We start from the raw sequence: 12,715 nt of genomic DNA, 5'->3' as shown, positions 1-12,715 counted from the left end.
CAATAACTGTCATTCTGTAGCCCTCTGGGCACGGAAATGGAGTGCGCGATGAAGTTCACAGCAAAAGCACTGCTTGTCTCCACCTGCATGACCACCTGCATGACCCTCAGCGCCGTCAGCTTTGGCGCGCAAACCCTGACCATTGCCACCGTCAACAACAGCGACATGATCCGCATGCAGAAGCTCTCGAAAACCTTCGAGACCGAGCACCCGGACATCAAGCTGAACTGGGTGGTGCTTGAAGAAAACGTGCTGCGCCAACGCCTGACCACCGACATCGCCACCCAGGGCGGCCAGTTTGACGTGTTGACCATCGGCATGTACGAAGCTGCACTGTGGGGCGCCAAGGGTTGGCTGGAGCCGATGAAAGACCTGCCGGCGTCATATGACCTCGACGACGTGTTCCCTTCGGTGCGTGACGGCTTGTCGGTCAAAGGCTCGTTGTATGCCCTGCCGTTCTACGCCGAAAGCTCGATCACCTACTACCGCACCGACCTGTTCAAGGGCGCCGGGCTGAGTATGCCCGAGCACCCGACCTGGACTCAGATCGGTGAATTCGCCGCCAAACTCACCGACAAGAGCAAAGAGCAATACGGCCTGTGCCTGCGTGGCAAAGCCGGCTGGGGTGAGAACATGGCGCTGATCACCACCCTGGCCAACGGCTACGGCGCGCGCTGGTTCGATGAAAAATGGCAACCGGAATTCAACGGTCCGGAATGGAAGGACGCGTTGAACTTCTACGTCGACAACATGAAGAAATCCGGCCCGCCGGGTGCTTCCAGCAACGGTTTCAACGAGAACCTCGCGCTGTTCAACAGTGGCAAGTGCGCGATCTGGGTGGACGCCAGCGTGGCCGGTTCGTTCGTCACCGACAAGTCTCAGAGCAAAGTCGCCGACAGTGTCGGCTTCACCTTCGCGCCGCACGAGAAGACCGACAAGGGCACCTCGTGGCTGTACTCCTGGAGCCTGGCCATCCCGACCAGTTCCAAAGCCAAGGATGCCGCCAAGGTGTTCACCACCTGGGCAACGTCCAAGGAATACGGCGAACTGGTAGCCAAGACCGACGGCATCGCCAACGTACCGCCTGGCACGCGCAAATCGACCTACAGCGACGAATACCTCAAAGCCGCACCGTTTGCCAAGGTGACCCTCGAATCGCTGAAAGTCGCTGACCCGACCAAACCGACGCTCAAGCCGGTGCCGTATATCGGTATCCAGTTGGTGACCATTCCTGAATTCCAGGCGATTGGTACCCAGGTCGGCAAGTTCTTCTCGGGCGCGCTGACCGGTCAGCAAACGGTGGACCAAGCCTTGACCGCCGCGCAGACCACCACCGAGCGTGAGATGAAGCGGGCGGGTTATCCCAAATAACTCAGCATCACCGCGATAAATGCTTTGTGTGGGAGCTGGCTTGCCTGCGATGCGGGCGACTCGGTCTGTCAGCCAGACCGATGTGATGCCATCGCAGGCAAGCCAGCTCCCACATTGAGCGCGCTCCGATTCTAGTTTTGCATGCCCCCGACTGGTCTTGATCCTAATGAATACAACACCCAAAAACCGCCTGGCCAACCCCGGCTGGTTCCTTGTCAGCCCCTCGGTGGCCATGCTGCTGCTGTGGATGATCGTGCCACTGGGCATGACCCTGTACTTTTCGCTGATCCGCTACAACCTGCTCTACCCTGGCGAAAACCAATTCGTGGGGTTGGAAAACTTCACCTACTTCATCACCGACTCGGGCTTCCTGCCTGGCGCCACCAACACCCTGTTACTGGTGGGCAGCGTGCTGCTGATCAGCGTGGTGTTCGGCGTGTTGATCAGCGCGTTGCTGGAGGCCAGTGAGTTCCTGGGCCGCGGCATCGTGCGGGTGATGCTGATTTCGCCGTTCTTCATCATGCCCACCGTCGGTGCGCTGATCTGGAAGAACCTGATTTTCCACCCGGTGTCGGGGATTCTCGCCGCCGTGTGGAAGCTGTTCGGCGCCGAACCCGTGGACTGGCTGGCGCACTACCCATTGCTGTCGATCATCATCATTGTGTCGTGGCAGTGGCTGCCCTTCGCCATCCTGCTGCTGATGACCGCCATGCAGTCCCTCGACCAGGAACAAAAAGAAGCCGCGCGCCTGGACGGTGCCGGCGCCATCGCGATCTTCTGGCACCTGACCCTGCCCCACCTGGCCCGCCCGATTGCCGTGGTGGTGATGATCGAAACGATCTTTTTGCTCTCGGTCTTCGCCGAAATCTTCACCACCACCAACGGTGGCCCCGGCTACGCCTCGACCAACCTCGCCTACCTGATCTACAACCAGGCGCTGGTGCAGTTCGACGTGGGCATGGCCTCGGCCGGCGGCTTGATTGCCGTGGTCATCGCCAATATCGCGGCGATCATCCTGGTGCGGATGATCGGCAAAAACCTGACTGACAAGCCTTGAGGGCCGCGCCATGACGCTTCAACAATCCCGCCGCCTGCAAAGCCTGCTGCTCGGCACGTTGGCCTGGGCCATCGCAATCCTGATTTTCTTCCCGATCTTCTGGATGGTGCTGACCAGCTTCAAGACCGAAATCGACGCGTTCGCCACGCCGCCGCAGTTCATCTTCACGCCGACGCTGGAGAACTACCTGCACATCAACGAGCGCAGCAACTACTTCGCCTACGCCTGGAACTCGGTGGTGATTTCGTTCAGTGCCACTGCCTTGTGCCTGCTGATCTCGGTACCGGCCGCCTACTCCATGGCGTTCTACGAAACCCAGCGCACCAAGGGCACCTTGCTGTGGATGCTGTCCACCAAGATGTTGCCGCCAGTGGGCGTTTTGATGCCGATCTACCTGCTGGCCAAGAGCCTTGGCCTGCTGGATACGCGCATTGCGCTGATCATCATCTACACCCTGATCAACCTGCCGATTGTGGTGTGGATGGTGTACACCTACTTCAAGGACATCCCCAAGGACATCCTCGAAGCCGCGCGCCTGGACGGCGCCACCCTGTGGCAGGAAATGGTCCGCGTGCTGCTGCCGATCGCCAAGGGCGGCCTGGCCTCTACCGTGCTGCTGTCGCTGATCCTGTGCTGGAACGAGGCGTTCTGGTCGCTGAACCTGACCTCCTCGAATGCCGCGCCGTTGACCGCGCTGATCGCCTCTTACTCCAGCCCCGAAGGTTTGTTCTGGGCCAAATTGTCCGCCGTTTCGACCCTCGCGTGTGCGCCGATCCTGATCTTTGGCTGGATCAGCCAGAAACAGCTGGTGCGTGGCTTGTCCTTCGGCGCAGTTAAATAATAATTCCAAGCGGAGGCCCATCATGGCCAACCTGAAAATCAAGAATTTGCAAAAAGGCTTCGAAGGTTTCTCGATCATCAAGGGCATTGACCTGGAAGTGAACGACAAGGAATTTGTGGTGTTCGTCGGCCCGTCGGGCTGCGGTAAATCCACCCTGCTGCGTTTGATCGCGGGCCTTGAGGAAGTCACCGAAGGCACCATCGAACTCGATGGCCGCGATATCACCGAAGTCACCCCCGCCAAGCGCGACTTGGCCATGGTGTTCCAGACCTACGCGCTGTACCCGCACATGAGCGTGCGCAAGAACATGTCGTTTGCCCTGGACCTGGCCGGCGTCGACAAGAAGCTGGTGGAGAGCAAAGTCAGCGAAGCGGCGCGCATCCTCGAACTCGGCCCGTTGCTGGAGCGCAAGCCCAAGCAGCTTTCCGGCGGCCAGCGTCAGCGCGTGGCAATCGGCCGTGCGATCGTGCGTAACCCAAAGATTTTCCTGTTCGACGAACCGCTGTCCAACCTCGACGCCGCCCTGCGCGTGCAGATGCGCCTGGAACTGGCGCGCCTGCATAAAGAGCTGCAAGCCACCATGATTTACGTGACCCACGACCAGGTCGAGGCCATGACCCTGGCCGACAAGGTGGTGGTACTCAACAGCGGCCGAATCGAGCAGGTCGGCTCGCCGCTGGAGCTGTACCACCAGCCGGCCAACCTGTTTGTGGCGGGCTTTCTGGGCACGCCGAAAATGGGCTTCCTCAAGGGTAAAGTCACCCGTATTGAAAGCCAGGGCTGCGACGTGCAGTTGGACGCCGGCACCCTGATCAGCCTGCCATTGAGCGGTGCCAGCTTGAGCGTGGGCAGCGCGGTGACCCTGGGGATTCGCCCGGAGCACCTGGAAATTGCCTCGCCTGGGCAAACCACCCTGACCGTCACCGCCGACGTCGGCGAGCGCCTGGGCAGCGACACCTTCTGCCACGTCATCACCGCCAACGGCGAGCCGCTGACCATGCGGATTCGTGGCGACATGGCCAGCCAATACGGCGAAACCCTGCACCTGCACCTGGACCCGGCGCACTGCCATCTGTTCGACACCGATGGCGTGGCCGTGGCTCGTCCACTGCGCGCTGCCGCCTGATTTCGCGAGACTTGTGATGAAACTGAATAAACAGAACCTCACCCAATTGGCGCCGCAAGTAAAAATTCCGGCCTACGCCATTGCGAGCACCTCCCAGGGCATCGCGCATATCGGCGTCGGCGGTTTCCACCGTGCGCATCAGGCGTATTACACCGATGCGCTGATGAATACCGGCGCTGGCCTGGACTGGAGCATCTGCGGCGTCGGCCTGCGCAGCGAGGACCGCAAGGCCCGCGACGACCTGGCCGGCCAGGATTACCTGTTCACCCTGTATGAACTGGGCGACACCGACGACACCGAAGTGCGCGTGATCGGCGCCATCAGCGACATGCTGCTGGCCGAAGACGGCGCCCAGGCGCTGATCGACAAGCTGGCCAGCCCTGAGATTCGGATTGTCTCGCTGACCATCACCGAAGGCGGCTACTGCATCGATGACAGTAACGGCGAGTTCATGGCGCACCTGCCGCAGATCCAGCACGACCTGGCGCACCCTAATGCACCGAAAACCGTGTTCGGGTTTATCTGCGCCGCACTGACCCAACGCCGCACCGCCGGGACCCCGGCGTTTACCGTGATGTCCTGCGATAACCTGCCGCACAACGGCGCCGTCACACGCAAGGCCCTGCTGGCATTTGCCGCCCTGCACAACGCCGAGCTGCATGACTGGATCAAGGCCAACGTGAGCTTCCCGAATGCCATGGTCGACCGCATCACGCCGATGACCAGCACCGCCCACCGCCTGCAACTGCACGATGAGCACGGCATCGACGACGCCTGGCCAGTGGTGTGCGAGCCGTTCGTGCAATGGGTGCTGGAAGACAAATTCGTTAACGGCCGCCCGGCGTGGGAAACCGTCGGTGTGCAGTTCACCGATGACGTCACGCCTTACGAAGAGATGAAGATCGGCCTGCTCAATGGCAGCCACCTGGCCCTTACCTACCTGGGTTTTCTCAAGGGTTATCGGTTTGTGCACGACACCATGAATGACCCGGTGTTTGTGGCCTATATGCGTGCCTACATGGACCTGGACGTCACGCCAAACCTGGCGCCGGTGCCGGGCATCGATTTGACCCAGTACAAGCAGACGCTGGTGGATCGTTTTTCCAACCAGGCGATTGCCGACCAGTTGGAGCGTGTATGTTCCGATGGCTCGTCGAAGTTTCCCAAGTTCACCGTACCGACCATCAATCGCTTGATTGCCGATGGGCGTGAGACTGAGCGCGCGGCGTTGGTTGTCGCCGCCTGGGCGTTGTACCTCAAAGGCGTTGATGAAAACGGCGTGACTTACAAGATCCCCGACCCACGCGCCGAGTTCTGCCAAGGGCTGGTGAGTGACGATGCGCTGATCAGCCAACGCCTGCTGGGTGTGGAAGAGATTTTTGGCAAGGCTATTCCCAACTCGGCTGAGTTTGTGGCAGCGTTTGAGCGGTGCTTTGTCAGCTTGCGCGACAACGGCGTCACCGCAACACTGCAGCAACTGCTGAAAACACCCGATTAAAAATGTGGGAGCTGGCTTGTGTGGGAGCTGGCTTGCCTGCGATAGCATCACCTGGGTTTGACTGATAGACCGAGGTGCTGGCATCGCAGGCAAGCCAGCTCCCACACAGACCAGCGTCCACATTTGAGCGGGTTAACAATCCAAGAATAATACTGCTGAGCACTCCTTCATGACCCAGCAAAACCTGTACCTCGGCATCGATTGCGGCACCCAGGGCACCAAAGCCATCGTCCTCGACGCGTCCAGCGGCAAGGTCCTGGGCCTGGGCGCCGCCGCGCATACGCTGATCAGCGGCGCCAATGGCCGTCGCGAACAGCACACCCAGGAATGGCTGGATGCCTTTACCGAAGCCACTCACCGCGCCCTGCAACAGGCTGGCGTGGACGGCCAGGACATTCTCGGCATCGGCGTCTCCGGCCAGCAGCACGGGCTGGTGCTACTGGACGAGCACGGTGAGGTGCTACGCCCGGCCAAACTCTGGTGTGACACCGAAACCGCCCCGGAGAACGACCGCCTGCTGGCGTACCTGGGCGGCGAAAGCGGCTCGCTGGAACGCCTCGGCGTGGCGATTGCGCCGGGCTATACCGTGTCGAAACTGCTGTGGACCCGCGAACAACACCCGGACGTGTTCGCACGCATCGCGCATATCCTGCTGCCCCACGACTACCTCAATTATTGGCTCACCGGCCGCGCTGTGGCGGAATACGGCGATGCGTCGGGCACCGGCTACTTCAACGTGCGCAGCCGCGAGTGGGACGTGGCACTGCTTACGCACATCGACCCGAGCGGGCGCCTGGAAAAGGCCCTGCCCGCGTTGATTGCGGCGGATCAAGCTGTCGGCAGCATCCTGCCGGCCATCGCCGAACGCCTGGGGATCAACCCCAATGCCAAGGTGTCCAGCGGCGGCGGCGACAACATGATGGGCGCCATCGGCACCGGCAATATCGCCCCCGGCGTGATCACCATGAGCCTGGGTTCGTCCGGCACCGTCTACGCATTTGCCGACCAGCCGAATGTCAGCCCGCAAGCCTCGGTCGCGACCTTCTGTTCGTCCAGCGGTGGCTGGCTGCCGTTGATCTGCACCATGAACCTGACCAACGCCACCGGGGTGATTCGCGAGCTGTTCGAGCTTGACCTTGCGACCTTCAACAGCCTGGTTGCGCAAGCGCCGATTGGCGCCGATGGCGTGAGCATGCTGCCGTTCCTCAATGGCGAACGCGTGCCCGCCCTGCCCCACGCCACCGGCAGCCTCCACGGGCTGACCATGACCAACCTGACCCGCGCCAACCTGTGTCGCGCGGTGGTCGAGGGCACCACCTTCGGCCTGCGCTACGGCCTCGACCTGCTGCGCCAGACCGGCCTGCAAAGCCATAGCATCCGCCTGATCGGCGGCGGCTCGAAAAGCCCGGTGTGGCGGCAGATGGTCGCCGATATCATGAACACCGAAGTGGTGTGTACCGAACAAAGCGAAGCCGCTGCCCTGGGCGCGGCGATCCAGGCGGCGTGGAGCCAGTCCGGCGACACCCTGGCCAGCCTGTGCGACAAATGTGTGAGTGTCGACCCAAGCAGCCGCACGCTGCCGGTGGCGGCCAATGTCAGTGCCTATCAACAGGCTTACGAGCGCTATCAGCAACTCGTGGCAACCCTTTAAGAGCGAACGACTATGTATCTGGTGTGTGGCGAAGCGCTGTTCGATTTTTTCAGCGAGGAGGATGCCAGCGGGCAGGCTTCCAGGGTCAATTACAAAGCCATTGCCGGTGGTTCGCCGTTCAACGTGGCCGTGGGTTTGCGCCGCCTGGGCATTGAGTCCGCGCTGTTGGGTGGCGTGTCCAACGACTTCCTCGGCCAGCGCTTGGTGCAAGTGCTCAAGGACGAAGGCGTCAGCCAGCGGTTTCTGCTTGAGTTTGCCGCGCCAACCACCCTGGCGATGGTTGCCGTGGGCGCCAACGGCTCACCGCAATACAGCTTTCGCGGCGAAGGCTGCGCCGATCGGCAATTGACGCTTGAGCATCTGCCGACCTTGGGCGATGAGGTTCGTGGCGTGCATATCGGCTCGTTTTCGCTGGTGGTGCAGCCGATCGGCGACACCCTGCTGAGCCTGGTCAAGCGCGAAAGCGGCAAGCGCCTGATCAGCCTGGACCCCAATGTGCGGCTCAACCCGCAACCGGATATTCAGCTGTGGCGTGAGCGCGTGGCCGAGTTGGTCAAGCATGCCGACCTGATTAAAGTCAGCGATGAAGACCTGCACCTGCTCTACCCCGACCAGTCGCCCGAGAGCGTGCTGCAAGGCTGGTTGCAGCACCGTTGCCAATTGGTGTTCCTCACCCGTGGCGGCGATGGCGCCAGCGTGTTCAGCCGCCAGCACGGCAGTTGGTCGCAACCTGCGGTCAAGGTGGTGATGGCCGATACGGTGGGCGCCGGCGACACCTTCCAGGCCGCGTTGATTGCCTGGTTGACCGAGCAGCAGTTGGATTCGATTGACGGCCTGCAACAGCTGACACGCGCGCAGATCGACAGCATGCTGGGCTTCGCGATCCGCGCCGCCGCGTTGACCTGCAGCAAGACCGGGCCGGACCTGCCATATCGCCAGCAGTTGGGCTGAAGCCTGGGTTTCATGAAGGTTTTGTCAGCCAAGGCAAAATTAATCGATGGTTAATCCCGCAAGCCGAGAGTGAAATTGAACTCACTTGCGGAGCACCACCATGAAACTGCGTACCTTGTTATTCACCGCCACCTTGGCCCTTGCCGCGGTGTCGGGGATGGCCCAGGCCGACACCGCCGCCAAGCCTGTGCAGTATCAATACGGCATGCCCTTGAACGTCGACAAAGTGATCGCCATGCACGAGGAAGACACCGACGTGTGCAAGGTGATCAACGCCGATATCAAGTTCGTGGACAAAGCCGGGAAGATCGAAGATGTGGGCTACCGAAAAATGTCCGAAGCCTGCGATTTTCAGAATTGAAACACACCGCATTGGGCCTGGCGTTTACCAGGCCCACAGGTCGTCGGTGAATCACTCTCAAACACTTGGCTGACTAGTAGCCGCGCCCCGCCACTCTTTGCTGAGCAGGCGCTTGAGTGTGCTTGAGGTCTTCGCGCAACCCGCTGATCAGGTTGCAAATGGCTCGACTGCTGTCGAGTTTTTCCGCGTTGATACCTTTGACTTCCAAATCCACCCGGTCACGGTCGCGGTCGTCATACACCTTGATCGTCAACGAGGCGTCTTCGGCTTTGGTACATTCACACCGCTTGGGCAGGAAACTTCCTTCAATAATGCTGCGTAGCTCTAGTTCCGAAAGCATGGCCAACCTCTCCTTTTTTGAGACTGCCAACAGATTTTTGTGTGTCCGGCAGGCGCAGGCCCACCACGTCTTACCGACCTTGGCAGACGTTTATAGTCAATAAGCCTACTCGGCAAAGTCCGTTGCTGTTGTAACTTTTCCTCATAAGCACAACGGCGCGTTATATAAGCCGGTTCGTGTAGCCAGCATCCTCGTCGAACTGCGTCGATTAAACGTTTATGCACTAAGTTACACTTTGCGCCGCTACTCTCTCCGCAACATGTCGCAAACTATCAAAGTTGATATTGGCCCCTGAGTTCACTGCCACCAAGGTCTGCCCGCGCACGCCGTTTTGGGTGACGTACTTGCGAACGCCCGCCACCGCCAGTGCGCCTGAAGGCTCAGTGATGGAGCGCGTATCGTCGTAGATCAACTTGATGGCGCTGCACAGTTCGTCATTGCTGACGGTGATCACTTCATCGACCCAATCGCGGCAGATCTCAAAGCCATAGGCGCCGATCTGCGCCACCGCGGTGCCATCGGCAAACCCGTCGACACTGGGCAGCACCACCCGCTCACCGGCGCGCAAGGCAGCCAGCAGACAACTGGAACCCTCGGGTTCGACGCCGACAATGCGCACCTCGGGCCGCAGGTATTTGACATAGGCGGCAATCCCGGCGATCAGGCCGCCGCCGCCCACCGGCACGAAGATCGCGTGCAGCGGGCCTTGCTGCTGGCGCAGTATTTCCATGGCCACCGTGCCTTGGCCGGCGATCACATCGGGGTCATCGAACGGCGAAACAAAGGTGCAACCCGACGCCTCGGCCAATTGCAACGCATGGGCCAGGGCAAACGGAAAGCTTTCGCCATGCAATACCGCCTCGGCTCCACGGGAGCGCACGCCCAGCACCTTCAATTCCGGCGTGCTGCACGGCATGACGATGCGGGCCTTGATGCCCAGTTCCCGCGCCGCCAATGCCACGCCCTGCGCATGATTACCCGCCGAGGCGGTCACCACCCCACGGGCTTTCTGCTCATCGCCGAGTTGCACCAGCTTGTTGTAGGCGCCACGGATCTTGAAGGAAAACGTCGGCTGCAAATCTTCCCGCTTGAGCAGTACTTGGTTGCCCAATAGCGCCGACAACGCAGGCGCCGATTGCAAGGGCGTGCGCACTGCCACGTCGTAAACCGGGGCGGCGAGGATCTTTTTCACGTAGTGCTCAAGCAGCCCGGTATTGGCGGTTTGCGCGGCGCGGTGGGTACTCATGGGCGTCTCCTGGTGTTGGTGTGCTGCCCAGGAGTCGGAAAAACAAAACCCGCCTCTAGGGCGGGTTTGGGTGCAGCCGTGTGCTATCCCGCCAAATGAGGAATGGCGGTAATAATAATGCTCGGCTGGCGGCGCAAGGCTGGAAATGTCATGCACCGAAATTAACCGGCGGTGGCTGGGCAAGTCAATGGCCTGTGGCCATTTAGCGGGTTGGGGTTTACGAGCGATATACGAAACGTATACGCTTTGTATATCCATCTAACACAGTGAAACCCATGGGCATCGTCAAGATTACCGACCAACTGCACGAACAGCTTCGCCTGGCCAGCGCCGCCATGGACCGCTCCATCAATGCCCAGGCCGAGTTCTGGATCAAGATCGGCCTGTTGGCCGAACTCAACCCGCACCTGCCCTACAACGAGCTGATCAACAAGCTGTTGCTGGACAAACCCGACCTGATCCGAGGGCGCGGCTGATGATCAAGACACCCGCACAACTGGCCGTGATGCGCGAATCCGGGCGCCTGCTGGCCCAGGTATTCAGCATGCTCGACGGCTTTGTCGCCGCCGGGCGCTCGACCCTGGAGCTGGACAGCGCCGTCGAAGCCTTCATCCGCAACGAGCTCAAAGCCCGGCCGGCGAGTCTTGGGCAATACGACTACCCCTTTTGCATCAACACCTCGATCAACGAAGTGGTGTGTCATGGCATGCCCAGTGCCAAGGATGTGTTGAAAGACGGCGACATCATCAACATCGACATCACCCTGGAAAAAGGCGGTTTTATCGCTGACTCCAGCAAGATGTACATGATTGGCAGCGTGGCGCCCAAGGCCCGGCGCCTGGTGGAACAGACCTTTGAAGCCATGTGGGCCGGCATTCGCCAGGTCCGCCCCGGCGCACGCCTGGGCGATATCGGCCATGCGATCCAGAGCCATGCGCAAGCCAACGGCTACAGCGTGGTGCGTGAGTATTGCGGCCACGGCATCGGCCGGCAGATGCACGAGGAACCCCAAGTGCTGCACTTCGGCCGCCCCGGCACCGGGCTGGAACTGCGCGAAGGCATGGTGTTTACCATCGAGCCGATGCTCAACCAGGGCAGCGCCAAGGTGCGCGACCTCAAGGATGGCTGGACGGTGGTGACCAAGGACAACAGCCTGTCGGCGCAGTGGGAGCATACCGTGGCGGTGACGGCGGACGGCTTTGAAGTGCTGACACTGCAACCGTAAACCTGTGGGAGCTGGCTTGCCTGCGATAGCATCGACTGTGTGTCACTGACACACCGAGGCGCCGGCATCGCAGGCAAGCCAGCTCCCACAGGAGGAATCCGTGTTCACGCGCGGCTGGCGCCGCCTGCGATGCGCTTTAGCCCGAACACCATCAACCCCGCCCCAACGCCCATCGCCACCATCAACAGCGGGTACGACACCCACCACGGCGTGCCCGCCGTCATCATGCTGAACTCCGACATGCCGCCCACGCTGGCGATCAGGTTGAGCGGCAGAAACACCACGTTGATCAACGTCAGCTTGCGCAGCAGGTTGTTCATGCTGTTGTTCATCAGGTTGCCGCGTGCATCGATCAGCCCGGAAAACACGTTGGAGTAGATCTCCGCCTGCTTGTAGCACTGGTGGTTCTCAATGATCAGGTCATCGATCAACCCCAGCACCTCGGCGCTGAAATGCTCCTTTTCCGCGTGGTTGCGCAACCGCGACAACACCGCGCCATTGCTGTGCAGCGCGTTGATGTAATAGATCAGGCTTTCACTGAGGTTAAACATCTGCATCAGGTGCTGGTTGCTCATCGACGCATTGAACTGTTGCTGCAACTCCCGCGCCACCAGCTTGATCACCTTCAGGTGGCCCAGGTAGTGGTGAATGTTGTTAAGCAGCAAGTCGAGCAGCACATCCAGCGGCGTATGCAACGGCCGACGCGCGCCGAGCCCGGAGAGTGGGGTGTCATCCGTGGCGATCACCAGCAGGCGGCCGGGTGAAAACAATAGCCCGCAGGAGGCCACTTCGAACATCAGGCTGCCGCCGCCCGAGTAGTTCTCCGGGCGTTTCCAGATCAGGAACAGGTTATCGGGGTGAAACTCGATGCGTGAGACTTCATCTGGGTCAAGCGCCGAAGCCAGGGCGTGCTCGTCGAGTTTGTGATGGTCGCGCAACCACTCGCGCTCGGCCGTGTCCGGGTTGTTGAACAGCATGATTGCAGCGTCGTCCTTGTCCGCCTTGCACAGTTTTCCGTCGGTCAGTTCAAAGCGCTGAATCATCGCGC

General features: G+C 60.7%; 12 protein-coding genes and 1 pseudogene. 10 read left to right on the top strand and 3 right to left on the bottom strand.

What is annotated here, in order from left to right:
- Window positions 1-87 precede the first annotated feature (87 nt).
- From GIW28_RS17790 to GIW28_RS17755, 8 genes are all read left to right on the top strand, one after another.
- Window positions 88-1,371 carry an ABC transporter substrate-binding protein gene (locus GIW28_RS17790; RefSeq protein ID WP_370589435.1) on the top strand — a complete coding sequence of 428 codons (1,284 nt, stop codon included), beginning with the start codon at window positions 88-90 and terminating at the stop codon, window positions 1,369-1,371.
- A gap of 166 nt (window positions 1,372-1,537) precedes the next feature.
- Window positions 1,538-2,428 (top strand): carbohydrate ABC transporter permease, encoded by an 891-nt coding sequence (locus GIW28_RS17785; RefSeq protein ID WP_017135054.1) that lies wholly within the window; start codon window positions 1,538-1,540, stop codon window positions 2,426-2,428.
- Between the two features lie 10 nt (window positions 2,429-2,438).
- The gene (locus GIW28_RS17780) at window positions 2,439-3,269 is read left to right on the top strand and encodes a carbohydrate ABC transporter permease (protein ID WP_017135053.1); all 831 of its coding nucleotides are present in this window, start codon (window positions 2,439-2,441) and stop codon (window positions 3,267-3,269) included.
- A 22-nt stretch (window positions 3,270-3,291) separates the two neighbouring features.
- Entirely contained in the window at window positions 3,292-4,395 is a 1,104-nt protein-coding gene (locus tag GIW28_RS17775) for an ABC transporter ATP-binding protein (RefSeq protein ID WP_017135052.1), read from the top strand.
- Between the two features lie 16 nt (window positions 4,396-4,411).
- Window positions 4,412-5,893 (top strand): mannitol dehydrogenase family protein, encoded by a 1,482-nt coding sequence (locus GIW28_RS17770; RefSeq protein WP_099548262.1) that lies wholly within the window; start codon window positions 4,412-4,414, stop codon window positions 5,891-5,893.
- A gap of 169 nt (window positions 5,894-6,062) precedes the next feature.
- The gene (gene xylB / locus GIW28_RS17765) at window positions 6,063-7,544 is read left to right on the top strand and encodes a xylulokinase (protein ID WP_169988517.1); all 1,482 of its coding nucleotides are present in this window, start codon (window positions 6,063-6,065) and stop codon (window positions 7,542-7,544) included.
- Between the two features lie 12 nt (window positions 7,545-7,556).
- Entirely contained in the window at window positions 7,557-8,495 is a 939-nt protein-coding gene (locus GIW28_RS17760; RefSeq protein ID WP_099548259.1) for a carbohydrate kinase family protein, read from the top strand.
- Between the two features lie 100 nt (window positions 8,496-8,595).
- Window positions 8,596-8,856 (top strand): DUF2790 domain-containing protein, encoded by a 261-nt coding sequence (locus GIW28_RS17755; RefSeq protein WP_099548257.1) that lies wholly within the window; start codon window positions 8,596-8,598, stop codon window positions 8,854-8,856.
- Between the two features lie 73 nt (window positions 8,857-8,929).
- Here the strand turns inward: GIW28_RS17755 and GIW28_RS17750 are convergent, their stop codons facing one another.
- Both GIW28_RS17750 and ilvA read right to left on the bottom strand, forming a co-directional pair.
- The gene (locus tag GIW28_RS17750) at window positions 8,930-9,196 is read right to left on the bottom strand and encodes a DUF1652 domain-containing protein (RefSeq protein ID WP_017135047.1); all 267 of its coding nucleotides are present in this window, start codon (window positions 9,194-9,196) and stop codon (window positions 8,930-8,932) included.
- A 247-nt stretch (window positions 9,197-9,443) separates the two neighbouring features.
- Window positions 9,444-10,442: pseudogene (gene ilvA / locus GIW28_RS17745) on the bottom strand (threonine ammonia-lyase, biosynthetic); the annotation flags it as partial.
- Between the two features lie 275 nt (window positions 10,443-10,717).
- On the opposite strand from ilvA, the gene GIW28_RS17740 reads away from it, so the two are divergent.
- Both GIW28_RS17740 and map read left to right on the top strand, forming a co-directional pair.
- Window positions 10,718-10,918, top strand: coding sequence for a ParD-like family protein (locus tag GIW28_RS17740; RefSeq protein WP_017135045.1), 201 nt, complete (start codon window positions 10,718-10,720; stop codon window positions 10,916-10,918).
- A complete protein-coding gene (map, locus tag GIW28_RS17735) occupies window positions 10,918-11,667 on the top strand; it encodes a type I methionyl aminopeptidase (protein WP_017135044.1) in 750 nt (249 codons plus the stop codon). The genes GIW28_RS17740 and map overlap by 1 nt, the downstream gene beginning before the upstream one ends.
- Before the next feature lie 104 nt (window positions 11,668-11,771).
- Here map and GIW28_RS17730 read toward each other — a convergent pair whose 3' ends face one another.
- On the bottom strand, window positions 11,772-12,710 hold the full coding sequence (locus tag GIW28_RS17730) for a magnesium transporter CorA family protein (RefSeq protein ID WP_099548253.1): 939 nt from the start codon (window positions 12,708-12,710) through the stop codon (window positions 11,772-11,774).
- Window positions 12,711-12,715 lie beyond the last annotated feature (5 nt).

Source organism: Pseudomonas sp. PA-5-4B, from assembly GCF_021606215.1.
GTDB lineage: Bacteria > Pseudomonadota > Gammaproteobacteria > Pseudomonadales > Pseudomonadaceae > Aquipseudomonas > Aquipseudomonas edaphica.
This window is presented reverse-complemented; position numbering and strand designations above follow the sequence as displayed.